General features: G+C 38.6%; 21 protein-coding genes, 1 riboswitch and 1 other annotated feature. Of the genes, 9 read left to right on the forward strand and 12 right to left on the reverse strand.

Annotation, left to right across the window (positions count from 1 at the left end; translation table 11 throughout):
- Positions 1–273: 273 nt before the first annotated feature.
- Positions 274–582, reverse strand: a complete 309-nt coding sequence (locus ACW2QC_RS10465; protein WP_457543916.1) for a rhodanese-like domain-containing protein — start codon at positions 580–582, stop codon at positions 274–276.
- A gap of 113 nt (positions 583–695) precedes the next feature.
- On the opposite strand from ACW2QC_RS10465, the gene ACW2QC_RS10470 reads away from it, so the two are divergent.
- Both ACW2QC_RS10470 and ACW2QC_RS10475 read left to right on the forward strand, forming a co-directional pair.
- A complete protein-coding gene (locus ACW2QC_RS10470) occupies positions 696–1,466 on the forward strand; it encodes a hypothetical protein (protein WP_457543917.1) in 771 nt (256 codons plus the stop codon).
- Between the two features lie 151 nt (positions 1,467–1,617).
- Positions 1,618–2,736 (forward strand): NAD(P)/FAD-dependent oxidoreductase, encoded by a 1,119-nt coding sequence (locus ACW2QC_RS10475; RefSeq protein ID WP_457543918.1) that lies wholly within the window; start codon positions 1,618–1,620, stop codon positions 2,734–2,736.
- A gap of 85 nt (positions 2,737–2,821) precedes the next feature.
- Here ACW2QC_RS10475 and leuS read toward each other — a convergent pair whose 3' ends face one another.
- Complete coding sequence (leuS, locus tag ACW2QC_RS10480; RefSeq protein ID WP_457543919.1) at positions 2,822–5,239, reverse strand: leucine--tRNA ligase; 2,418 nt, start codon at positions 5,237–5,239, stop codon at positions 2,822–2,824.
- A gap of 56 nt (positions 5,240–5,295) precedes the next feature.
- Positions 5,296–5,514: a binding site (T-box leader), on the reverse strand.
- A 241-nt stretch (positions 5,515–5,755) separates the two neighbouring features.
- Between leuS and ACW2QC_RS10485 the strand changes: the two genes are divergently transcribed.
- Positions 5,756–6,316, forward strand: a complete 561-nt coding sequence (locus ACW2QC_RS10485) for a class I SAM-dependent methyltransferase (protein ID WP_457543920.1) — start codon at positions 5,756–5,758, stop codon at positions 6,314–6,316.
- Positions 6,317–6,407: 91 nt separating this feature from the next.
- On the opposite strand, the gene ACW2QC_RS10490 is transcribed toward ACW2QC_RS10485, so the two are convergent.
- A complete protein-coding gene (locus tag ACW2QC_RS10490; RefSeq protein WP_457543921.1) occupies positions 6,408–7,466 on the reverse strand; it encodes a tetraprenyl-beta-curcumene synthase family protein in 1,059 nt (352 codons plus the stop codon).
- Between the two features lie 110 nt (positions 7,467–7,576).
- Between ACW2QC_RS10490 and ACW2QC_RS10495 the strand changes: the two genes are divergently transcribed.
- Complete coding sequence (locus ACW2QC_RS10495) at positions 7,577–8,104, forward strand: gamma carbonic anhydrase (protein WP_457543922.1); 528 nt, start codon at positions 7,577–7,579, stop codon at positions 8,102–8,104.
- Between the two features lie 409 nt (positions 8,105–8,513).
- Entirely contained in the window at positions 8,514–9,371 is an 858-nt protein-coding gene (locus ACW2QC_RS10500; RefSeq protein ID WP_457543923.1) for a C39 family peptidase, read from the forward strand.
- 27 nt (positions 9,372–9,398) lie between these two features.
- On the opposite strand, the gene asnB is transcribed toward ACW2QC_RS10500, so the two are convergent.
- Positions 9,399–11,306 (reverse strand): asparagine synthase (glutamine-hydrolyzing), encoded by a 1,908-nt coding sequence (asnB, locus tag ACW2QC_RS10505; RefSeq protein WP_457543924.1) that lies wholly within the window; start codon positions 11,304–11,306, stop codon positions 9,399–9,401.
- A 183-nt stretch (positions 11,307–11,489) separates the two neighbouring features.
- Complete coding sequence (gene metK, locus ACW2QC_RS10510; RefSeq protein ID WP_457543925.1) at positions 11,490–12,689, reverse strand: methionine adenosyltransferase; 1,200 nt, start codon at positions 12,687–12,689, stop codon at positions 11,490–11,492.
- A gap of 122 nt (positions 12,690–12,811) precedes the next feature.
- Positions 12,812–12,917: riboswitch (SAM riboswitch) on the reverse strand.
- A gap of 493 nt (positions 12,918–13,410) precedes the next feature.
- Between metK and pckA the strand changes: the two genes are divergently transcribed.
- From pckA to ACW2QC_RS10530, 4 genes are all read left to right on the forward strand, one after another.
- On the forward strand, positions 13,411–15,003 hold the full coding sequence (gene pckA / locus ACW2QC_RS10515) for a phosphoenolpyruvate carboxykinase (ATP) (protein WP_457543926.1): 1,593 nt from the start codon (positions 13,411–13,413) through the stop codon (positions 15,001–15,003).
- Between the two features lie 336 nt (positions 15,004–15,339).
- Positions 15,340–16,338, forward strand: coding sequence for an ABC transporter substrate-binding protein (locus ACW2QC_RS10520; RefSeq protein WP_457543927.1), 999 nt, complete (start codon positions 15,340–15,342; stop codon positions 16,336–16,338).
- Positions 16,339–16,350: 12 nt separating this feature from the next.
- On the forward strand, positions 16,351–17,163 hold the full coding sequence (locus tag ACW2QC_RS10525) for an ABC transporter ATP-binding protein (RefSeq protein WP_457543928.1): 813 nt from the start codon (positions 16,351–16,353) through the stop codon (positions 17,161–17,163).
- Entirely contained in the window at positions 17,147–17,953 is an 807-nt protein-coding gene (locus ACW2QC_RS10530) for an ABC transporter permease (protein ID WP_457543929.1), read from the forward strand. Before ACW2QC_RS10525 ends, ACW2QC_RS10530 begins: the two co-directional genes overlap by 17 nt.
- 122 nt (positions 17,954–18,075) lie before the next feature.
- Here ACW2QC_RS10530 and ytkD read toward each other — a convergent pair whose 3' ends face one another.
- From ytkD to menH, 7 genes are all read right to left on the reverse strand, one after another.
- On the reverse strand, positions 18,076–18,555 hold the full coding sequence (gene ytkD / locus ACW2QC_RS10535) for an RNA deprotection pyrophosphohydrolase (protein ID WP_457543930.1): 480 nt from the start codon (positions 18,553–18,555) through the stop codon (positions 18,076–18,078).
- A 29-nt stretch (positions 18,556–18,584) separates the two neighbouring features.
- Positions 18,585–19,160, reverse strand: coding sequence for a hypothetical protein (locus tag ACW2QC_RS10540; protein ID WP_457543931.1), 576 nt, complete (start codon positions 19,158–19,160; stop codon positions 18,585–18,587).
- Between the two features lie 139 nt (positions 19,161–19,299).
- Entirely contained in the window at positions 19,300–19,626 is a 327-nt protein-coding gene (locus ACW2QC_RS10545) for a hydrolase (RefSeq protein WP_457543932.1), read from the reverse strand.
- A gap of 158 nt (positions 19,627–19,784) precedes the next feature.
- Positions 19,785–20,612, reverse strand: a complete 828-nt coding sequence (locus ACW2QC_RS10550; protein WP_457543933.1) for an ABC transporter ATP-binding protein — start codon at positions 20,610–20,612, stop codon at positions 19,785–19,787.
- 219 nt (positions 20,613–20,831) lie between these two features.
- Entirely contained in the window at positions 20,832–22,289 is a 1,458-nt protein-coding gene (locus tag ACW2QC_RS10555; protein WP_457543934.1) for an o-succinylbenzoate--CoA ligase, read from the reverse strand.
- A gap of 76 nt (positions 22,290–22,365) precedes the next feature.
- Complete coding sequence (gene menB / locus ACW2QC_RS10560) at positions 22,366–23,184, reverse strand: 1,4-dihydroxy-2-naphthoyl-CoA synthase (protein WP_457543935.1); 819 nt, start codon at positions 23,182–23,184, stop codon at positions 22,366–22,368.
- 25 nt (positions 23,185–23,209) lie between these two features.
- Positions 23,210–24,025, reverse strand: a complete 816-nt coding sequence (menH, locus tag ACW2QC_RS10565; protein WP_457543936.1) for a 2-succinyl-6-hydroxy-2,4-cyclohexadiene-1-carboxylate synthase — start codon at positions 24,023–24,025, stop codon at positions 23,210–23,212.
- Between the last annotated feature and the right edge of the window lie 73 nt (positions 24,026–24,098).

The following is a 24,098-nucleotide window of genomic DNA, read 5'->3' on the forward strand; positions in this document are numbered from 1 at the left end:
ATTACCTTCTAGTTTTTCTTGACATACTGGTTGTTTTGTTCAGTTTTCAAAGAGCAAATATTTAGCTGCATAACTCGACAGCAAAATTTATTATATCACTCATGATAATGATTGTCAATAGTACAAAATTCATCATTTTCATTCATAGTGTGTCGCTGTTTTCAGCAGCAAAATATATATTACTCTCCTCAAAGATAAAAGTCAACACATATTTTTATCTTTTTTACCAAAAGCACCTAGTATAACAGAACACCAACTAGAAACTACTAATTATTATAGAACAACTTCCCCATCCCAATCTAACATACCACCAGCCATACTAGACACATTAAACCCATGTTCATCCATATATAAGGCGGCATTCATACTTCTTCCCCCAGATCTACATACAAGAACATAGTGTTTATTTTTATCTAAATTTTTAATCGCTTGCGGAATCTTATTTAGTGGAATGTGCTTTGCATGTTCAATCATTCCTTGAGCTACTTCTTCATCCTCCCGTACATCGATAATAACGGCATTTGTATCTTTCTCCATCACTTCTTCTACTTCATGTGGTGTTAGCTCATTGATATGATCCATTATTTCAATCCTTTCCAAACAGTATTTTCACTATTCATCATACGTTCGACATGAATAACATGCAAGCTGATAACACAAAATAACTATACATTACCAATGAATGGAGACAAACAATGAAACGAATTACGCGATTCTTACTACTTTTGTTATGTTTATCCTTTTATTATTTGTTACCCGTTTCTGCCGTTACAGAAACAAATAATCAAAAGACAATATTGATAGAATCTTTTAAAGAGGATATTACCGGTGATGGGCAAAAAGAAGAAATTCAGTTAAGAGGTATCCTGTTTAGTGATGATAGTAAATATTTTCATAATATATGGGCAGATGTTAAAGGTTCACAAAACAAGCAATGGAAAATCAAGTACAAAGATGGGTATAAACCATCATTACAGTTTATCGATTTAAATCATGACGGTGTTCGTGATTTATTGTTTCAAAGTGCTACAAGTGGAAGTGGTGGATTCCATTATTATCAAATTAACAATTTAAAAATGGAAAAACTTAAGAAATTGCCATTACCAAAGTCTATCTCTATAACTGGGAGTTTTCATAATGGCTTTAAAGCAACCTTAACACTTGATCCAAATAAGAAATCAACAAAAATAGATCTTAAGAACCGGGCATCAGAGTATATACGTTCTGGTATTTACGATAAAAAAGGAAGATTACTTCATGAAATGAAACTTATGATTGAACCTATTTCATTCTTTGAACCAACGTTTATAAGCAAAAGTAAAGGTTACGGATTAAAAAGTTATCAACAGGTTAGCGGGGCATCTCGAGCAGATCAACTTGGAACAATTGAAATATTATGGTATTTCGAGGACAATAAATGGATTAAAATGAAACAAAAATGGCAATCTGAGACACCAAATAAATAGCTAACATATCGATAGTTCAAGTCACGATTTTCGCTTTGTTGAAAACGTGACTTTTTATTTTTAATCGATCGCATAATTTTACAATCAGTCCAATTCTTTTCTATTATATTGATAGCAGTATTTTAACAAATATAAAAAAGAAGGATTATGTATGGGGAAATTTATTATTATTGGTGCCGGCATATTGGGTGCTACTACTGCATATCAGCTTGCTCGAACAGGTGCTGAGGTCACTATAGTAGAACGTAACAATGATGGGAGAGCAACAGATGCAGCGGCAGGCATTGTATGTCCATGGCTGTCACAACGCCGAAATAAAGCATGGTATCGCTTAGCGAAAGGAGGGGCTCGAATATATCCTCACCTTATCAAACAGCTAGCAGAAGATGGTGAAGAAAAAACCGGTTATGCCCGGGTAGGAGCGATTTCTATCCATACAAACGGAGACAAATTAATCGCTATGAAAAAACGGGCTTTAAAGCGTCGAGAAGAGGCACCAGAAATCGGTGATATTACGTTGCTTGATTCCGATCAAACAAAGAAAATGTTTCCGCTGCTTGCAGATGGATATGGATCCGTTCATGTAAGTGGTGCTGCACGTGTTAATGGACGTGCACTAAGAAACGCTCTGTTAAATGGTGCAAAAAAACATGGCGCAACAATTATTGATGGTGATGCCCAATTATTATACAAAGGAAGGAAAGTTACTGGTGTTAACGTCAATGGCAAATCACTATTTGCTGACACCGTTATTGCCACAAATGGCGTTTGGATGAAAGAACTATTAAAGCCTTTAGATATTCCATTTAATGTCACTTCACAAAAAGCGCAAATCATGCATTTAAAAATGGCTGATGCTACTACCACTGCAAATTGGCCAGTTGTGATGCCACCAAACGACCAATATCTTGTTACATTTGACGATAATCGGATTGTCGTTGGGGCAACACATGAAAACGATGCTGGCTTAGATTATCGCGCTACTGCTGGCGGGATTAATGAAATTTTATCGAAAGCTTTAGAGGTTTTTCCTGGTTTAGCAGAGAGTTCCGTGCTTGAGACAAGAATTGGCTTTCGGCCGTTCACACCTGGTTTTCTTCCCGTAATTGGACCACTACCAGGTTATGAGGGACTTATTCTTGCTAATGGACTTGGTGCTTCTGGTTTAACAATGGGGCCGTTTATTGGTACCGAATTGGCTAACCTAGCAGTTGGAAACGAATTAACAATTGATATCAATGAGTACGATGTGGCTGGAGCTTTAAAGTAAAAACTTCATTCTACAAGTTCTTTCAAAAGAAATTGGCACATTAACGAAAAGAAGGATCTCCACAATTGGAGATCCTTCTCTTTCGTTAGTTTGCTACAATATTCACTAATTTTCCCGGAACAACAATTACCTTTCGAACTGTTTTTCCTTCTAGCCATTCCTGTATTTTCTCATTTTCAAGTGCCTGCTTTTCCAAGTCATCCTTGGATATATCTTTAGCAACACTCATTTTCGAACGAACTTTTCCCATTACCTGAAGCACAACTTCAATTTCATCTTCGGTCAGTTTTGCTTCATCAAAAATTGGCCATCCTTCATAGCTGATTGTCTCTGTATGACCTAGTTTGCTCCACAATTCTTCACTGACATGTGGTGCTACAGGAGAAAGTAGTTTTACAAAGCCTTCAACATACGCCTTTGGTAATTCATCTGCTTTATATCCTTCATTCACAAATACCATCATTTGAGAAATACCCGTGTTAAAATGCAAGTTTTCAAAGTCCTCAGTAACTTTTTTAACTGTCTCATGATATACCTTATCTAACGAAGAATCACTTCCGTCAGTTGTGACTTTTTCCGAAAGTGTTCCATCTTCATTAACAATCAAGCGCCAAACACGGTCCAGGAATCGGCGTGCTCCATCCAGTCCATTTGTTGACCATGCAACTGCTGCATCAAGTGGACCCATAAACATTTCATACAACCTTAGAGTATCTGCGCCGTGAGATCCTATAATTTCATCCGGGTTGACCACATTCCCTTTTGATTTACTCATCTTTTCATTGCCTTCTCCGAGAATCATTCCTTGGTTAAACAATTTCATAAATGGTTCTTTCGTTGGTACAACGCCAATATCGTATAAAAATTTATGCCAGAAACGTGCGTAAAGCAGATGTAATACTGCATGCTCTGCCCCACCAATGTATACGTCCACAGGTAACCATTCTTTTAACGCTTCAGGATCCGCTAGTTTTTCCGGATTGTCTGGGTCAACGAAACGCAAGAAATACCAGCAGCTTCCTGCCCATTGTGGCATTGTGTTTGTTTCACGGCGCCCTTTCATACCAGTTTCAGGATCTACAACATGTACCCATTCCTCACTATTTGCTAATGGTGATTCACCAGTACCGGATGGTTTTATTTCTGTCATTTCCGGTAATTCAAGAGGCAATTGTTCTTCTGGAACTGTACTCATGGTTCCATCTTCCCAATGAACGATCGGAATTGGCTCACCCCAGTAACGCTGTCTAGAGAAAAGCCAATCACGCAAACGATACGTAACTTTTTTCGTCCCATACTTATTTTCTTCCAGCCATTCGATCATTTTTGAAATGGCGTCTTCTTTATTTAGCCCATTAAGAAAATCAGAGTTAACATGATCACCGTCACCTGTGTATGCTTCTACAGAAACATCCCCACCCGCAACTACCTCTACAATTGGCAACTCAAATTTTGTCGCAAATTCATAGTCACGTTCATCATGCGCTGGAACTGCCATAATGGATCCAGTGCCATACGTAATCAATACATAGTCAGCAACCCAAATCGGCATTTTTTCATTGTTTGCCGGATTAATTGCATATGCCCCTGTAAATACACCTGTTTTATCTTTTGCTAAGTCCGTTCTTTCCAAATCAGATTTTGTTTGCACATCATCAAGGTAAGCTTCTACAGCATCTTTTTGCTCGTCAGTTACGATTTTTTTCACCAATGGATGTTCTGGTGCTAGAACTGCATAAGTTGCACCGAAAAGTGTATCAGGTCTAGTGGTAAAAACTGTTATTTCCTCATCATGACCATCTATAGCAAACGTTACTTCGGCCCCTTCTGAACGGCCAATCCAGTTGCGTTGCATATCCTTAATGCTTTCTGACCAGTCCAGTTCTTCCAAGTCCTCAAGCAACCTGTCAGCATAGGCAGTGATTTTCAGCATCCACTGCTTCATTGGTTTACGTATAACTGGATGACCTCCACGTTCGCTTTTTCCATCAATTACTTCCTCGTTAGCGAGCACAGTCCCAAGAGCTGGGCACCAGTTCACTGCCACTTCATCCATATAGGCAAGACCTTTTTCATAAAGTTTCGTAAAAATCCACTGGGTCCATTTGTAATAATGTGGGTCAGTTGTATTAATTTCCCGATCCCAATCATAGGAAAATCCTAGTTCTTGTATTTGTCGACGAAATGTATCGATATTCTTTTTTGTAAATTCAGCTGGACTGTTTCCTGTATCAAGCGCATATTGCTCAGCTGGTAAACCAAATGCATCCCAACCCATTGGATGCAATACTTCATATCCCTGCATTCGCTTCATCCGTGAAAAAATATCCGTTGCTGTATAGCCTTCCGGATGTCCTACATGCAGTCCAGCTCCCGATGGATAAGGGAACATATCTAACGCATAAACCTTTTCTTTTTTGGAATACGTATTTGTTTTAAATGTTTTGTTTTCTTTCCAGTACGCTTGCCATTTCTTCTCAATTTCCCGATGATTAAAACTCATTCTTGTTCCTCCTTGTCGCGAAGTTTGCCTCCATATAGAAAAAGCTTCTCATCCCAAATAGGGACGAGAAGCTGTATCTCCCGTGGTACCACCCAAATTAACGTAAAAACATACGTTCACTTTGTTTCCTTAACGCGGATTCACGGTAAGAACTACTTCCATTTCGCTCTTACAACTTAAAGGCGAGTTCATAAACTTTCTAGGAACAGTTTACACCAACCACTGTCTCGCTAAACCTGAAAAAGTTTACTACTACTCCTTCGCATCGCTATTTTCATTATTATATCGAATTTTAATTAATTAAAACTGCTTTGTCAAGGAAACAAGCAAAATTAACCTCTTCTTACCACTTCATGTACCACAACATATGATTCATTACGAGCAAGTGTCACCTGTTATTACCCAATTTCAAAAACAAAACTGCAGTAAATTCCATCTAGATTTCATACGATACCACATTAAGAAAACTTTATGCTAAAATAAACGCTCATACTAATGTAAAAGGAATGGAAAATCATGATTAAAAATATTATTGCCTTTTCCCATCAATTATTGCGTGAATCAGTGCAAAAAGGGGATATTGTAATAGATGCAACAGCAGGAAACGGACATGATACACTTTTTCTCAGTCAGCTAGTCGGGGAAAATGGTTCTGTATTAGCATTTGACATTCAAACCGAGGCAATTGCTGCAGTAAAGCTAAAGGTGGCGAAACAACAGATTAGGAATACACGAATTATCCATGAAAGCCATGAACATGCAGTAACATATTTAAGCGAAACCGAGCAAATTGGTGGTGCCATTTTCAATTTGGGCTACTTACCCGGAAGTGATAAATCAATTATTACCCACGGTGAATCAACCATCAAGGCCTTAACTAGCATGTTAGAATTTTTGAAGCGGGGTGGCGTAATTGTCCTAGTAGTTTATTATGGACATGAAGGCGGTGTTCAAGAAAAAAATGCTATTTTAAACTATGTTACCAAGCTTCGTCAGCAGGATTTTAATGTATTACAATATGGGTTTATCAACCAAAAGAATTCACCGCCATTTATTGTTGCTATTGAGAAAAAATAACGACCGTGAGAAGGCCCCTAACTCAATAACATGTTAATAATCCACCAACTAATAACGATTCAAAAGCACCGATTGCTGCCTTGAATCGTTATCAACCAAATAAGCGGTGATACATTTTCGTATTCCAATGAAAAAATTTTGCCTTTCTTCCACTTGCTTGTAATAAAACGTTTGTCATCTCTTTTCCGCCATCAAGTTTTTTTACCTTGGGGTCTGCTAAATATAATCCTACTAACCCACGATGGACAAGTTGATGAAATTCACAATCGACTAAAGACTGGACATGTTTTTCCGTTTGTTCAATAAAATAAACAAAGCGCTCGATCATTTTTCCCCGAGTTGGATAATAGCTGCAAAAATTAAGATCTCCTTCCCACTCATCTTCTAACTGATCAATATAGTAATCCAGCAGAATATGTAATGCCTGCATATTGGGAAAATAGCTGCTATAAATCTGATCGGTGAGTTTCGATGTTATTCTCCCCCCAAGTGTATAGGAAACGAGGCAGAAAATGCCTAATGTTGAACCAGCGGCTGCCGCAAATTCATACCAACTTAAGAATTCAAGATTATTCGTTTTATACCAGGTAACTAAGCGCGGGATCCGTTCATCGTAAGCGACATGTTTATGAACCTGAAGATCACCATACAATTGTTCTAGTCCGAGCACTTTATCTTGGATCATCGTATAATCATCCAACTGGTCTACAATTTGCTGACACGTGCGAACAAGATCAGCCAAATATTCTCCATCTTCCTGATCTCCCCGTAATTCATAATAATTTTTAACCGAATTCTCTGGTGTCAACGCATCAATCATGGACTGATGCAGCAAGCGAAAATCAGCCGGGTCCATTGATGTGCTACGGTCACACAAATTATCCAGATAATCACTAATCGTCTGGTATGCTACGATAAAACGAATTGCTTGTTCCCATTTATCGCCTGCTAACAAAGCATAAACTGCCCCTCCCTGACAATGAAACCGTTTGGAGGCAATACTAGCTAATGCTTGTGTACGCAATTCCTTATTTGGTATTTGTTCAGCACGTTTTTTCCAATAAACTAATTCCTGCTTCACCGCTGGAAATATTTTACGATATACAGCCGTCATTAATGTCACTGCGGTATGTGGTACATGTTTTCCCAAACCTTTTTTCCTCCGTTCCGAAAAGCCCAGACACCATTCATTTAGAAAAATTTGTTATACTACCTATATCATCATATTTTTTACAAAGGTTCAACTTTGGGGGTTTTAACATGATTAGCCATTATAAAGATAGTAAACCAAAAATCGACCAATCTGTATTCATCGCAAAAGATGCTTCTATCATCGGTGATGTCACGATTGGCGAGCAATCAAATGTTTGGTTCAATACTGTTATTCGGGGGGATGTTGCTCCGACACATATTGGCAAACGAGTAAGTATTCAAGACCTATCCATGATCCACCAAAGTCCAGGTAACCCTGCCATTGTTGAGGATGACGTAACAGTTGGTCACCAGGTTACACTTCATGGTGCAGTCATTCGAAAAAATGCCCTAATTGGTATGGGTTCAATTATATTGGACGGAGCAGAAGTTGGAGAAAGTGCTTTTATTGGTGCTGGAAGTCTAATCCCTCCAGGTAAAAAAATTCCGCCGCATTCCTTAGCATTAGGCAGACCGGCCAAAGTGGTCCGAAACCTGACGGAAGAAGATTATGCAGAAATGGACCGGGTCCGTAAATCTTATGTAGAAAAAGGACAATACTATAAACTACATACAGATTTAGGTATTGATTTTTAGAGGTTGTTCAAAAATTCACCAAATGATAAGCGGCGAATCTCTTCGTTGGCGGCAAAAGAACTTCTACTAGACCTGCCCACGTCAATAGCCAACGCAGAGGTCAGCACGTCCTGTGCAAGTGCGGTCCTCATGTAGATTTTGCCTACATTCCGGTCCTCAAGACTACACCGCCTCGACCTTCGTCGCACAGGACAAGGAAGGCTACGACAGCGATACATCGCACGAAGAAAAAGTGTATTTCTTTTTCGAGGACGTGCTAGTGTCAACGTTGGCTATTGACGTGACGAACTTAGTCGACCTTGCTTCTAATTTGGCGACTTTTTGAACACGCATTTTTAGGTTTAATATACGTAAAAAAGTGCCGATATAAATGGTATGACAGTTAAATATTATAGGAGTGTACACAAAAATGCACATCACACTATTCTTCATCTCCTGTTTAATTGCAATCTATTTTATATTTTTAGGTGAAAAAGTTTCAAAAAAATGGGTCAGTCGTTCATTTAAATTATATGCAATTCTTTTTACAATTTCCGCGATTCTAATCGGTTCTACCTATATAAATGAACATAAAACAGCATTTATTGCTGCTACAAAAGAACTTTTGCCAATTTCTGATGACTTAAAACTAGTTGAACCTGCAGAAGCCATGGTCTCGCAGCGCACGATAAAAGATTCTGTTCGGTTACAAGCACCATTAATTGGCCAACTGCCTGAGTTACCACGCGGTTGTGAGGTAACAACCCTTGCTATGCTACTTGGCTACCATAATATTGATGTGGACAAAATGGAATTAGCAAAACAAGTAAAACAGGATCCAACACCTTATAAAAAAACAGACAAAGGTATTCATTTCGGTAATCCGAATAATGGTTTTGTTGGTGATATGTATTCCTTTGCGACACCTGGATATGGAGTGTATCACAAACCAATTACAGAACTTGCTGGACAGTATGCAGGTGAACGCGTTCTTGATTTTACGGGGCAAGATTTCGCGGAGATTATCAATCAATTGAATCAGGATCGTCCAGTATGGGTGATTATAAATGCTACATATGACAAACTACCTAAAAAGCAGTTTACTACATGGCAAACCCCTGATGGTCTAATTGATATTACAATGAAAGAGCACTCTGTATTAATAACGGGCTATGATCAAGACTATATTTATTTTAATGATCCATTAAAACGAGATAAAAAAGCACCTATTGAGGAATTTAAAGCTGCATGGGTCCAAATGGGAAAACAGGCAATAACGGTATTATAACCGTCATTGCCTGTTTTTTTTTGAATTTTATTTCGCTGTAACTGGATCAACTGCAAAATCTGGTTTACTCAATTCGGCAATATCAAATTTATTTTCTACAAAAATTTGATGCCAAAGCATGAACATTAACACGGTCCAAATCTTCCGGCTATAGTCACCTTTTCCTTGACAATGCGCTTCAAGCAGTTCAAGAATAAATGATTTATGCAGCAAGTGATCTGTCTGGCTTTCATTGATTAACTGTTTCGCCCAGCCATTCAACTCATTCTTCAGCCAATGGCGAATTGGCACAGGAAATCCGAGTTTTTTACGATCGAGCACGTGATCCGGAATGATTCCACGTGATGCTTCACGTAAGATACTCTTTGTTGTTCCATTCGCTATTTTTAAGTTGACCGGTATTTCGTTAGCAACACGGAATACTTCTTTGTCCAAGAATGGCACACGCAACTCAAGTGAATTCGCCATTGTTGTCCGGTCCGCTTTTAGCAAGATATCCCCACGCATCCAGGTATGAATATCAACGTACTGCATTTGATTAACCAATGGATAATCGGCAACATTATCAAATAACTTGCCAGTGATCTCGCGATAAGACAAATTTTCATTATAATGCTTTAAAATTTGCTGTTTTTCTTCATCTTCAAACATTTTCGCATTGCCAATATAACGCTCGCGAAGTGGTGTTGTCCCGCGCTCTAGAAAACTTTTCCCTTTTACACCTTCAGGCAGCACGTCTGCAACCCTTGCTAATAGATTCCTGGCAGGTTTTGGAATGGAGTGAAACATTTTTAATGACTCTGGTTCACGGTAAATATTATAACCGCCGAACAATTCATCCGATCCTTCGCCAGATAATACAACCGTTACATGCTTCCGAGCTTCCCTAGCAACAAAATACAATGGAACGCACGCTGGATCTGCCAGTGGATCATCCATATGCCACATAATTTTCGGCAGCTTTTCCACGTATTCTTCCGGTGAAATGATATACGAGATGTTTTCCACATTTAGTTTATCAGCCGTTTCTTTGGCAACATCAACTTCAGAAAAACCCTCCCGTTCAAAACCTACAGAAAATGTTTTAATGTTTGGATTGAACTCTCTGGCCATCGCAACGATTAACGTAGAGTCGATACCACCTGATAAAAATGATCCAACTGGTACATCGCTTCGCATATGAACATTTACCGAATCATACATCACGTCCTGAATACGCTTGATCCAATCTTGTTTGTCCATTAAAACAGGGTTAAATGTCGCATGCCAATAACGGGTAAAGGAGATTGCTTGACCAGGCTTTTTCACAAAATAATGACCTGGCTCCACTTTCTTAATTTCCGTTGTCATCGTCAATGGCTCCGGCACAAATTGGAAGCTTAAATAGTGCTGTAATGCTTCATCACTTACGTCTTCATTTTCCATCATTAACGTAATACTTTTTTTCTCTGAAGCAAAAATAGTGCCCTCTTCTGTTTCCCGATAAAATAATGGCTTAATACCGAATGGATCACGCACGCCATAAAATGTTTCATTTTCCTTATCCCATACTAAAATGGAAAACATTCCACGTAGATAACTGAATGCCTGTTCTTTATGTTTGGCAAATAACGCGGCAATTACTTCGGTATCTGATTCCGTTGCGAACTGATACCCTTCCTTGATTAAATCCTCACGTAGTTCTACATAATTATAAATTTCCCCATTAAAAATAAGCCATATTTTTTCATCATTATAGCTCAATGGCTGCTGGCCGCTTTCTATATCAATAATACTTAAACGTCTAAATCCAAATGACACATATTCATCATGAAAATAACCTTCATCATCTGGCCCTCTGTGGGTGATGATATTGTTTTGTTGTTCAAATAAATGGATTGCTTCTTCATTTGGCATACTCGGATGATTGCGGATCATCCCAATAAATCCACACATGGCTCTAGCCTCACTCTCAAGATTCGTAATTATACCTTTTAGAGTATATCATAAATGGTTTTTTATTTCGATATGGAAAGAATCTTGCTGAACCGTTTTATTTCCGGATGATCCTATACGAAAAACAAAAATCACGCCTTCCATTAATAGAAGACGTGATTTTCATTTTAAAAACAATCTATTTTATTTCTCCGCTAATGCCTTCAATTCCTCTACCTTATCTGTTTTCTCCCATGGAAATAAGACATCTGTTCTGCCAAAATGTCCGTATGCAGCGGTATTTTTAAAGATTGGCCGTTGCAAATCAAGCATACGAATAATGCCTGCCGGACGTAAATCAAACAACTCTCGGACTGCCGCAACAAGTTTTTCTTCCGTAACTGTTCCAGTACCGAATGTGTCAATCGCAATGGATACCGGTTCAGCAACGCCAATTGCATAGGCAAGCTGTACTTCACACGTTTTAGCAAGTCCTGCAGCTACAATATTCTTCGCTACATAACGAGCGGCATATGCTGCTGAGCGGTCCACCTTAGTCGAGTCTTTTCCACTGAATGCCCCTCCGCCATGACGGGCATAACCACCATACGTATCAACAATTATTTTTCTTCCTGTTAGTCCAGCATCCCCTTGTGGTCCACCAATAACGAAGCGGCCGGTTGGATTGATGAAATATTTTGTTGTTTCATCTAGTAAATTTGCTGGTACAACCGGATGAATAACATGCTCAATTAAATCTTTTTCAATTTGCTCGGTTGAAATGTCCTGGTGATGTTGTGTGGAAATGACAATTGTATCTACTTTAACAGGATTATCATTTTCATCATACTCTACCGTTACCTGTGTTTTTCCATCCGGACGTAAATAAGGTAGAATCTCATCTTTTCTTGCATCAGCCAGCCGTTTTGCCAATTTGTGAGCAAGTGATATTGGTAGCGGCATTAATTCTTCCGTTTCATCACAAGCAAAGCCAAACATTAACCCCTGATCACCTGCACCGATCGCAGCAATTTCTTCATCAGACATTTTTCCTTGGCGTGCTTCCAATGCATTGTCTACTCCACCAGCAATATCTGCTGATTGTTCATCAATTGCTGTAAGGACTGCACATGTTTCAGCATCGAAACCAAACTTAGCTCTTGTGTAGCCGATATCCTTAATGGTTTGCCTTACAATTGCTGGAATATCTACATACGTACTTGTTGAAATTTCCCCTGATACTAATACTAAACCAGTTGTCACCGTTGTCTCACAAGCTACTCGTGCATTCGGATCTTTTGATAAGATTTCATCCAAAATAGCATCTGAAATCTGGTCACAAATTTTATCCGGATGTCCCTCTGTTACCGATTCAGATGTAAATAAACGACGATTTGCAGCCATTGGCCTAAATCTCTCCCTTTTATATCGTGGTACGGAACTCTGTATTTATCAATTATATAAACTCCCTTTAAAACAAAAAAAGCCTTTCCTACTTGCATGAGGAAAGGAGTTGTGGCCTTTCGCTCTTATTGTTCAAGGAAAATCCTTGCATCAGATTAGCACCTTTTCACAAATGTGATGGTTGCTGGGTTTCATCGGGTCTGTCCCTCCACCAACTCTGAATAAGAGAGTGTCCGTTCACAATTTATCGTACCGAAATCGTTATGATGTGTCAACTTTTTCAAATGTAAAAAGTATAAAACTTGAGGCGCTATTATGCTTACAGCAAATGTTTTTCGGTGGGTTGAGTAATCGGAGACCCAGAGTAAGCCGTGTCCAGCTCCAGCGCCCAGCAACTATCAAACTTCACACTCCTCTCCTCGAAAAAGTTAATTCGCTTTTTCTTCGTGTGTTGTTACTTCAGGGGGTTATTCAATGCACTACGATAAGTCAACATCGGCTCGTACCTCACCGTGTTTCCTTTATCTCATTGCGGAGTGCTCCAGTTTGTACGTTGCTAAGCGGGCGCTTGCGCTTTTCTTCAAAGGCCAGCACAACATTTTAAATAAAATAATACATTAGTATGGACTAATTAAATAAATGTGTTATACTAATAAACAGATTTAAAAGAAAACCGTTTCATGTCTTTATAAAAAATCCATCAAAAAGGAAGGTATCATATATGAAATCGATGGAACGATCAACAGTATCGGATGAACTTTTAGCACAAGGGAATATCCAGCACAATTTATCGGTACCTCAGCTAGTTGAAAAAATCTTAGCAAGGAACGAAGGAGTATTGACAGCAACAGGTGCGATTCAAGCAACAACAGGAAAATATACCGGACGTTCACCTAAAGATAAGTTTATCGTGAAAGATGACATTTGTGAACAGTTTATTGATTGGGGACTTGTAAACCAAGCAATCGATGAAGATAAATTTAACCAGCTATACGAGAAAGTCATAGCTTATTTAAAAGATAAAAACGAATTGTATTCCTTTAAAGGATTTGCCGGTGCTGATAAAAAGCACCGTCTGCCAATTCAAGTAATTAATGAGTATGCATGGCATAACTTATTTGCTAGACAATTATTCATTACACCAACTGAAGAAGAGTTGAAAACGCATCACGCTGAATTCACGGTAGTTTCTGCTCCTACGTATAAAGCAGACCCAGCAATTGATGGAACAAATTCAGAGACGTTTATTCTTGTATCTTTCAAGCGACGGGTGATTTTAATCGGCGGAACAGAATATGCTGGGGAAATTAAAAAATCAATTTTCTCTGTAATGAACTATTTATTACCGCAAAAAAATGTACTTTCCATGCATTGTTCCGCGAATGTTGGCCAAGAAGGAGATGTCGCCTTGTTCTTTGGATTATCCGGAACAGGTAAAACGACACTCTCGGCTGACCCTTATCGTCGTTTAATTGGGGACGATGAACACGGCTGGAGTCCTAATGGTGTGTTTAATATTGAGGGCGGTTGTTATGCGAAATGCATCAATTTGTCCAAAGAAAAAGAACCACAAATTTTCAACGCGATACGTTTTGGCTCTGTCCTGGAAAATGTCATCATTGACGAGGAATCTAGACTGCCGGATTATGACAACACTGTACTGACGGAAAATACCCGGGCAGCATATTCACTGGAAAACATCGATAATATTGTAACACCTAGTGTCGCTGGTCACCCAAACACGATTATCTTTTTAACTGCTGATGCATCTGGCACATTACCGCCAATCAGTAAGTTAACAAAAGAACAGGCGATGTACCATTTCTTAAGTGGATACACAAGTAAACTCGCCGGGACAGAACGTGGGGTCACAGAGCCACAAGCAACATTTTCAGCGTGCTTTGGCTCACCATTTCTACCGTTAGCACCGTCCACTTATGCGGAAATGCTTGGTGAAAAGATTGATCAGTTCTATTCTAATGTTTTCTTAGTAAATACAGGCTGGACTGGTGGTTCATACGGTGTTGGGAATCGCATGAAACTTTCGTATACAAGGGCAATGATTCATTCTGCCTTGGAAGGTGAATTAAATACCGTTGAAACAGTAAAAGATGACATTTTCGGATTAGAAATGCCAATGCATGTTCCCGGTGTACCTGATAAGGTATTAATACCGAGAAACACTTGGAATGACAAAACAGCCTATGATGAAGCAGCAAAAGCACTGGCAACTAAGTTTCATGAGAACTTCAAGAAATTCACACAAGCAAGTGAAGATATTGTGCAAGCAGGCCCAATTTACAAGCCTGAATAAAATAACATTTGTTTACTCATCCTTAATGGATATGTAATAGTTTCAAGAACAAGCAGTGGCATTGGTTAGTTGCCACAGCTTGTTGTAAAACTGAAAAGCGAACTAGTCAGCAACATTCTGACAACCGATCTCCATATGGAGGTCGGTTTTTTTAAGGTAAAGAATATAAAACTTCATCTGCTTGTTCTCGTGCAAGACAAGTCACGTCAAGCTCCAGGTAAATGCTATTACATTTTTATCCCCTTTTAGTCAAATATTCCCTAGGCGTTCACACATTTTCTACAAAAACATACACTATGTTGAAATACCCATTTGAAACGGAAAGGAACGATTTGCATGAGAAAATTAACGTATTTTATGCTCTTTTCCAGTATAATGCTCATTTTCCTAGCAGCTTGTGGTTCTAATCAAAAAGCTGAAAACACATCTATTAAACTTGCTGAAGTGACCCGGTCAATATTTTATACACCACAATATGTTGCCATCGAAAAAGGTTTTTTTGAAGAAGAGGGATTAGATGTGGAACTCCAAACAACCTGGGGTGGTGATAAAACGATGACAGCTCTGTTATCAGATGGTGTAGACGTGGCCCTTGTGGGTTCTGAAACATCAATGTATGTCTACGGCCAGGATTCAAAAGACTATGCTGTTAATTTTGCCCAGTTAACGCAAACAGATGGTACTTTTTTAGTTGCGAAAGAATCACACCCTGATTTCACTTGGGATGAACTAAAAGATAGTACATTTTTAGGTCAGCGTAAAGGTGGGATGCCGCAAATGGTTGGTGAATTCGTACTTAAGCAACATAATATTGATCCACATGCAGACTTAAACTTATTACAAAATATAGAGTTTGCCAATATTCCAGGTTCATTTGTGTCTGGCGACGCAGAATACGTTCAATTATTTGAACCGACTGCAAGTATTTTTGAAAAAGAGGGAAAAGGTCATATCATTGCATCTTTTGGTGAAGAATCCGGCCATGTACCATATACCGTATTTATGGCAAAAGAAAGCTTTATTAGTGAGAACGAAAACGACATCAAGAATTTCACGAAAGCGGTATACAAAGCACAACAATGGGTACAGGACAACGATGCTGAAGCTATCGCAAAGGTGATTCAACCATATTTTGAGGATACAGATATAGAAATGCTCGCTTCATCGATTGAACGCTATAAAAGTCAAGGTTCATTTGCTACTGATCCTATTTTAGATCAAGAAGAATGGAGTAATCTAGAGGCGATTATGAAAGAAGCTGGAGAACTGCCAGAGGAAGTATCCTATGAAGATCTGGTAAATACAAAAATTGCTGAGAAAGTTATAGGTAAGTAGGAGGGAAGGTTCATGTCATTTCTTACCTTAGAACATGTATCACACCATTATTTTTCTAAAAAGGGTTATACGAAAGCGTTAGATGATATTTCTTTTTCAGTCCGTGATGGTGAATTTGTTGCCTTGCTTGGTCCAAGTGGCTGCGGCAAGTCAACGATTCTTTCTATTATTGCTGGCATAATGAAGCAAACTGCTGGTGATGTTTTACTAGAGGGAAAATCTTTACGTGAATCGAAGCTAGCAATTGGCTATATGCTGCAACAGGATTATTTGTTTCCATGGAAAACCATTATAGATAATGTTTTAATTGGACCGAAAATCGGACGCAAAAATATAAATGATTCAAAGGAAGAAGCTTTACAACTACTAAAAGAAGTAGATTTACCAGCTGTTGCGAATGCTTATCCAGATTCATTGTCAGGTGGAATGCGTCAACGTGTTGCCTTAGTGCGTACATTGATCACGAATCCAAAGATCTTGTTGTTGGATGAACCATTTTCGGCCCTTGATTATCAAACGAAACTTAAACTGGAAGACTTAGTTTCCAAACTTTTACGATCCTATCATAAAACAGCAATTTTGGTAACGCACGATATTGGGGAAGCTATTTCCATGAGCGATCGTATTCTTTTAATGGATGCTAATCCTGGTTCAATTGCTAAAGTGTTTGAGGTTCCAATTGAATTACGTAATGAAACACCATTTTTAGTCCGCAGACACCCAAAGTATCAGCTGTTATTTGATAAGATTTGGGATGCGCTAAATGATAATGATTCAACTTCTAACAAAAAGGTGGTGCCTGATACTGATGGAACAGAAACCTGATCAACACCTTTTTGAAAACTATAAGAATCAATTAAAGCGCGAAAAAAAGATTGTCTTTTCATGGCAAATTATAATTTTAATTAGTTTCTTTGCGATATGGGAAATTGCCAGCAGATTATATTGGATTGATCCATTACTGTTTAGTTCCCCATCCAAAGTTGTGAACCAATTAATCGATAAATTTTCCGATGGTTCGATAATCTCCCATGTGCAAGTAACATTGGTTGAAACAGTGCTTGGATTTATTATCGGAACTTTACTTGGTATCTTGATAGCTACCATCTTATGGACCTCGCGCAGACTATCTAAAATTATGGATCCTTATTTGGTAATCGGAAACGCAATGCCAAAGGTTGCACTTGGACCAATCATTATTGTTGCACTCGGTCCCGGCTATATTTCGATCATTGCGATGGGCGCAATAATCTCCGTCGTCATTACGACACTTGTTGTTTACTCTGGATTTAGGGAAGTTGATCCGAACTATGAGAAAGTGTTAAAAAGCTTCGGAGCTACCCGTTGGCAATGTTTTAAAGAGGCTATATTCCCAGCTACACTACCAACCATGATCTCCACCCTAAAAGTTAACGTCGGGCTTTCTTGGGTTGGTGTTATTGTAGGTGAGTTTCTCGTTTCGAAAGAAGGTTTAGGTTATTTAATCGTCTATGGGTTCCAAGTTTTTGATTTCACTTTGGTTATGTCCAGTTTGATTCTAATTGCAATTGTTGCAGGTATCATGTACAAAATTGTTGAAAAAATAGAAAGCTGGCTAATCAAGCATACAGGTTAAAAACAGGAAAAGATCACAACTGATCGCATAGAAATTAGCAATAAAAATAGCAGAAGCATTCGCTTCTGCTATTTTTATTGCAATTAGGATTTTAGTAATACTTGGGAATTTAACTTACAGTACTAGAAAAAAGCATTAGCATTTTTCCTTATATACCCCATACAATGTGTTAAGACACCATCTTTCATGATGAAGCTAAACAGATCATTATGCTTTACATCTTTTGGAATAGCATTCAACAGTACAGGACCATCCGTTTCGTAATACGTATTCTGCAATGTTAGTTCGTCAATCTTTGCAAAATACACATTTTTAATGATATTCCCACCTTTTCCAGCAACAAAGTATTGACCAATATAACGAATAGATTTTACTGTTCCACCAGTTTCCTCCATTACTTCCCGTATTGCTGCTTGATCTGCCGATTCGCCTTTCTCTACTTTACCACCCGGAAATTCTAGTCCCCTGTCTTTGTGCTTTGTTAATAACCAATCATCTTTGAATTTACAAATCACCCAAACATGCTTAGGGGCTTTCGAAAAAGGATGATTAGCAAAAGAAAGCTTAACCTCGTTATTGTAATAATCTCTAAATGTATTCATTCGTTCAACTGCCTTCATTTCATCAAAAATTAGTAAGCATAATCGATATTCGTGATCTTCCAGTCATCGTTACTATACGTGAATATCAATTCAATTGTGTAGTTACCATGTAAATCGGAACTGTTATGTTGTACAACCTTTGCTTGATTCTGTTCTAATTGTATCACACGAAAGTCATTATTTTCATTAAACCAAGCTGGTGTTTCGGTTGGAACAATATATAATCCATCTGCTTGTTCATCATAATAGGCGTCAATGTATTTTTTTGCAACCTCTTTGGAAGCAACTTGCTGAAAGGCTTTACCCAATTCTTCCTTGGTTTGATAGTTTTTTACTTTGTAGCAATTGTCTGTTTCCTGAACAAGTAATGCCATGAACTTTTTCGTCTTGTTGATGATTTTTTTATCAGATAACGTATTATCAGCAGTTTCCGTTTGTTTGTTTAGTTTTTTAGAATGTACCTTTACTACTGTTGTAACTGAACCCACATGATTCTCAGCAATATTATAATTCGTTGCAGAAGCAGTTTGTATGCCAGCTGTCTGGATAATAAATAATAAAGATAATATGATAGCAGTTGTGCCAATCCTTTTTATAAGTTTCATACATGCTCCCCCTCCAAGTTGTATGTATATGTTAACTACAATACACTATTCCTTTTTTTATGAAGGGATAAACATTTATTTCCATTGACAGTGCAAGAAATAGGGAATTTGACATATTTAAATCAAATCCCCTGATACACTACAATTGTCTATCCGATAGTACTCCCATGTTTTCAATATGTGTTCGGGTTTCATCATCACCAAGTTCATATATCATTTGAAATGCCTCGGTCATACCATTATCATAATCATCATTCGATTCATCATTGTGGTATGGCATAATCGGTACATGGGCACGAAAAAAAGCACGAAAATCCGCATCATCCATGTCATTCATTTTATGCCGCAATGCACTTGCTTCGTCTTCTGTTGCATAGATAACGAGTTCTTCATTATTGTGATATTTCATTTGGGATATTTCCCTGCTTCCCATATTTATATAAAATTTCTTCTTTTCTTTTTCCATATCCACACCTCCTGTTCTTAATGTGGCTAAAAAAACAAGAATCATGTATGAAACAGAAGCAGTAGATTTCGTTTTCAGCGGTTGAATTTACACTGACAAAAAAGTTAAATTAAGACCAAAAAGCCCATCAATACCTGTCATTGATGGGCGGATAAACTTTATTGGATTGCGGAAGATGGTTGTGTTCGATTAGCAAAAATACAACGGCCTTTTCCATGGGGAATACACATTGGTGTTCCAAACATCGGATCAAAGGTTACGTCACATTTCATTTGAAATACTTCATGTACTAAGTTACATGTGACAATTTCTTCTGGCTTTCCTTGAGCAAAAACCTTTTTATCTTTAATTGCAACAATATGATGTGCGTAACGACAAGCGAGATTTAAATCATGTAATACCATGACAACGGTACGCCCATCTTTTTCGTTTAGTTCAAATAATAAATCAAGTACATCAATTTGATGTGTCATATCTAGGTAAGTTGTCGGTTCATCGAGTAGAATGGTGTCTGTTTGTTGTGCCAATGTCATTGCAATCCAGGCTCGTTGGCGCTGTCCACCAGACAATGAATCAACTGAACGGTCTTTTAATTCAAGCATATTTGTAGCCTCAAGCGCGTGATTAACAGCTTTTTCATCGTCCTTTGACCAGGATTTTAGAAAGCCTCGGTATGGATGTCTACCTTGTTTAACAAGTTCCATTACTGTTAGTCCCTCTGGTGTAACAGGACTTTGTGGTAGGATTGCCAATTTTTTTGCTACTTCTTTTGTACCCATTTTGGCGATATCCGAGCCATCAAGCACGACATCTCCACCTTTTGGCTTGAGTAATCTGGCCAAAGATCGAAGCAATGTTGATTTTCCGCAACCATTTCCACCAATAAATACGGTGATTTCACCTTTAGGAATTGTTATATTTAAATCATCAATAATGATATCTTCACCATATCCGAGTGTTAGATCATTCGCTGTTAACGTTTGCATCGGAATCTCTCCCCACATCCTACATGAAAAAAACCTACAAATTTATGTATGGTCTCTTTTCAATAAGTATTGTATCTCTAGTTTATTTGCTTTTGGATGATTAGTCAATGATTTTGAGAATCTTTATCAATTAGTTTTTAAAAATTCTGTAACTGGAAACATCAGCCGGGCTCAAGAACATCGGCGCAAGAGCAGTATTTTATTATTGATTTTTACCAATTAATTGCTTAACCATTTTACCAATTCGGTTCGAACCAGTTTATTGGAGGCATTTCTTGGTAGATGGTCAACAAAATGGATCTGCTTCGGTAATTTGTATTTAGCTAATCGAGTTTTTGCATAGTTGATGATTTCTTCTTCTGTCACTTTTTCATCTTGCGCAACGATAAATGCAACAGGTACTTGTCCCCATGTATCATCATCACCGCCAACAACACCAACCTCATTGATTTGATCCATTCCGGACAGAACGCTCTCCACTTCGGTTGGGTAAATATTTTCGCCACCAGAAATAATTAAATCTTTACGTCGATCAACGACATATAAGAAACCTTCCTTATCCACATATCCTAAGTCACCAGTAGCCAACCAACCATCATGAATGGATTTTAAAGTTGCCTCTGTTTTATTAAAGTAGCCGTTCGTTACCATTGGACCTTTGACAAAAATTTCACCAACGGTATCTTCTTCTGTTTGGTCAATTTTTAATTGGGCCGGAAATAATGGCTTGCCAGCAGAACCGACTTTATCCAATGCGTCTTTTGGACTTAATGTGACGATTTGTGACGATGTTTCGGTCATACCATACGATTGAAAAACAGGAATATGACGTGCCTTTGCCTTTTCTAATAATGGTTTTGGTGCAGGACCACCGCCAAGCAACATACAGCGAAATGTATCTGGATAATGATCTTCTCCTATTAAGGTAACTAACCGCTGTAGCATCACTGTAACGACAGAGACAATCGTCACTCCCCGTTGCTTAATAGCGTCATGCACGATTATTTCATCGAATTTTTCCAGGAAATAGACAGGCATCCCATAGATGACACTTTTGATAAAAATCGATAACCCGCTCACATGAAAAATTGGCATTGCGGCAAGCCATTTATCCTTAGCGCTTAATCCCAGGTTTAAAGCTGATCCAATTGCACTCCACCAATGGTTTCCATACGTATGGATAACACCTTTTGGAAAACCCGTTGTTCCGGAAGTATAGATGATCGTAAACATATCGTCTAAATTGATTTCTGTAAGAAGCTGTACATCAATTTCCGGCAGGTTGTCTATTTCTGAAAAGGTTTTTACTGACACAGGAAAATCCATCGTTCTAGCATCTGCCTCCAGACTGTCAGATGTCAATAAAAGTGAAATCGCTGCGTCATTAATTTGATATGTCAATTCTTCTTTTGTTAAGCGCGTATTCAACATGACCGATATAGCACCAATATAGCTTAATGCATGGATTGCAATAACCATCGCTGTATTGTTTTCCGATAAAATTCCAATATGCGCTCCTTTTTTCACCCCACTATTCGCCAGCTTCTTAGCAAAGGTTTGGCTTCTTTCTTTTAATTCTAAAAAGGTAATTATATCCCCGTTCACATGCTCAATTGCTGGTTGATCCGGGGACAGAAAAGCTTGTTTGGTTAACCAGTGCGGGATAACCTCTGACATGATTCAACACCTCTATTTATCATAGAAAAACCTTTGCCAATTAGCAAAGGTTTTTCAACGTTAATTTATCCGTAGATCAAGGAAAGCGTGGGAACTGATCCCAGTCAGGCTTTCTTTTCTCCTTAAATGCATCGCGTCCTTCTTTCGCTTCATCGGTTGTATAGTAAAGAAGAGTTGCGTCACCGCCCATTTGCTGCAAGCCTGCAAGACCATCAGTTGCAGCATTAAAGGATGCTTTTAAGAAACGTAGAGCAGTTGGTGATTTTTCAAGAATTTCTTTACACCATTGCAATGTTTCTTCTTCCAATTTTTCAAGTGGTACTACTTTATTAACCATACCCATCTCATATGCTTCATCTGCATTATATTGACGGCATAGATACCAAATTTCACGTGCACGCTTTTGTCCAACCATTTCAGCAAGTAAGCCTGCACCATAACCAGCATCAAAGCTACCCACTTTAGGACCTGTTTGTCCAAAAATAGCATTGTCTGCGGCAATTGTTAAGTCACAGCAAATGTGTAAAACATGTCCGCCACCAATTGCATAACCTGAAACCATTGCAATAACCGGCTTTGGAATTGTCCGCATTAACCGCTGTAAATCGAGTACGTTCAAGCGCGGAATTTGGTCGTCCCCAACATATCCGCCATTACCGCGAACCGTTTGATCACCGCCGGAACAAAATGCTTTATCCCCAGCTCCTGCCAGAATGATCACGCCAATCGACGAATCATCACGTGCATCGGCAAACGCATCAATCATTTCGTTTACTGTTAAGGGTGTAAACGCATTATGAACGCGCGGACGATTCATGGTAACTTTAGCGATACCATTGTATTTTTCATAAACAATTTCCTTATATTCTCTTGCTTGTTCCCATTGTACTGTCATTGTTTTCCTCCTTCAGAATATGTTGCTATGTAATCGGCAACGAGTGTTGGAAAATAAACTTCAATACTATTTTACCAAAAAAATCGGATTGTTCCACGTGAATTGCATGACCAGCATTTTCAACAATTGTTAAACGGCCATTTGGTAGGCTTTTTTGCATCTTTTTATTTAATCGTAAAAATTTTTCATCTAAGTTACCAACGATGAGTAAAACAGGCATTGCTAATTGTTCAAGTGATCCCCACCAGGAGGGTTGTGCACCGGTCCCCATATACAGAAGTGATTGTGAAAGGCCTGTCTCTGATTGAGCAAGTCGTTCCGCACGAATTTCCTGCTTAAGATTCGGTGGTAAGTTTTGCTGTGTTTGGAAGAGTGGTATGTTCTCCCAAAAGTCCACAAATGCTGTGACACCCTCATTTTCTATTTTTGTTGCTAGATCTGTATCATGGTTTACCCGTTTTTCTCGTTCTGAAACATCCTCCAGCCCTGGAGATGAGCTTTCTAGGGTTAAGGATTGGACATAAGATGGGAACATCATAGCAAACGTTAATGCTGTACGTCCCCCCATCGAATAGCCAACTAGATGAACGCTTGTTAACCGTAAATGATTCAGAAACTTTTTTATATCTTGGGAACACATTTCCATGGTACGTGGGGTCTCTGTATTAGTTTTCCCATGTCCAGGTAAATCAATCGTAATCAATTCAAAAGTATCCTGCCATGCCTCAACGATTTTTCTCCACGTTTGGCTACTGCCAGTAAACCCATGCAGCATGACAACAGGCGGCCCTTCACCAGTTCGCTCATACCAGTAGGAAGCATCATCTACTGTGAAATACACATGATCAATCCTCCTGTTCAAATTTGTGTTCAAAAGGTGCATGTGAAGTTTAAGAAGAATACGGGAATTGCGA

The organism is Virgibacillus sp. FSP13 (genome assembly GCF_054048505.1).

What these genes read in the sequence shown, in the direction of transcription:
- ACW2QC_RS10540 (WP_457543931.1), bottom strand. Translation starts at nt 19,160, where the DNA reads ATGAAACTTATAAAAAGGATTGGCACAACTGCTATCATATTATCTTTA.
- asnB (WP_457543924.1), bottom strand. Translation starts at nt 11,306, where the DNA reads ATGTGTGGATTTATTGGGATGATCCGCAATCATCCGAGTATGCCAAAT.
- ACW2QC_RS10465 (WP_457543916.1), bottom strand. Translation starts at nt 582, where the DNA reads ATGGATCATATCAATGAGCTAACACCACATGAAGTAGAAGAAGTGATG.
- ACW2QC_RS10485 (WP_457543920.1), top strand. Translation starts at nt 5,756, where the DNA reads ATGATTAAAAATATTATTGCCTTTTCCCATCAATTATTGCGTGAATCA.
- ACW2QC_RS10470 (WP_457543917.1), top strand. Translation starts at nt 696, where the DNA reads ATGAAACGAATTACGCGATTCTTACTACTTTTGTTATGTTTATCCTTT.
- leuS (WP_457543919.1), bottom strand. Translation starts at nt 5,239, where the DNA reads ATGAGTTTTAATCATCGGGAAATTGAGAAGAAATGGCAAGCGTACTGG.
- menB (WP_457543935.1), bottom strand. Translation starts at nt 23,184, where the DNA reads ATGACAGTACAATGGGAACAAGCAAGAGAATATAAGGAAATTGTTTAT.
- ACW2QC_RS10475 (WP_457543918.1), top strand. Translation starts at nt 1,618, where the DNA reads ATGGGGAAATTTATTATTATTGGTGCCGGCATATTGGGTGCTACTACT.
- ACW2QC_RS10520 (WP_457543927.1), top strand. Translation starts at nt 15,340, where the DNA reads ATGAGAAAATTAACGTATTTTATGCTCTTTTCCAGTATAATGCTCATT.
- ytkD (WP_457543930.1), bottom strand. Translation starts at nt 18,555, where the DNA reads ATGAATACATTTAGAGATTATTACAATAACGAGGTTAAGCTTTCTTTT.
- ACW2QC_RS10500 (WP_457543923.1), top strand. Translation starts at nt 8,514, where the DNA reads ATGCACATCACACTATTCTTCATCTCCTGTTTAATTGCAATCTATTTT.
- metK (WP_457543925.1), bottom strand. Translation starts at nt 12,689, where the DNA reads ATGGCTGCAAATCGTCGTTTATTTACATCTGAATCGGTAACAGAGGGA.
- ACW2QC_RS10495 (WP_457543922.1), top strand. Translation starts at nt 7,577, where the DNA reads ATGATTAGCCATTATAAAGATAGTAAACCAAAAATCGACCAATCTGTA.
- ACW2QC_RS10555 (WP_457543934.1), bottom strand. Translation starts at nt 22,289, where the DNA reads ATGTCAGAGGTTATCCCGCACTGGTTAACCAAACAAGCTTTTCTGTCC.
- pckA (WP_457543926.1), top strand. Translation starts at nt 13,411, where the DNA reads ATGAAATCGATGGAACGATCAACAGTATCGGATGAACTTTTAGCACAA.
- ACW2QC_RS10530 (WP_457543929.1), top strand. Translation starts at nt 17,147, where the DNA reads ATGGAACAGAAACCTGATCAACACCTTTTTGAAAACTATAAGAATCAA.
- ACW2QC_RS10550 (WP_457543933.1), bottom strand. Translation starts at nt 20,612, where the DNA reads ATGCAAACGTTAACAGCGAATGATCTAACACTCGGATATGGTGAAGAT.
- ACW2QC_RS10525 (WP_457543928.1), top strand. Translation starts at nt 16,351, where the DNA reads ATGTCATTTCTTACCTTAGAACATGTATCACACCATTATTTTTCTAAA.
- ACW2QC_RS10545 (WP_457543932.1), bottom strand. Translation starts at nt 19,626, where the DNA reads ATGGAAAAAGAAAAGAAGAAATTTTATATAAATATGGGAAGCAGGGAA.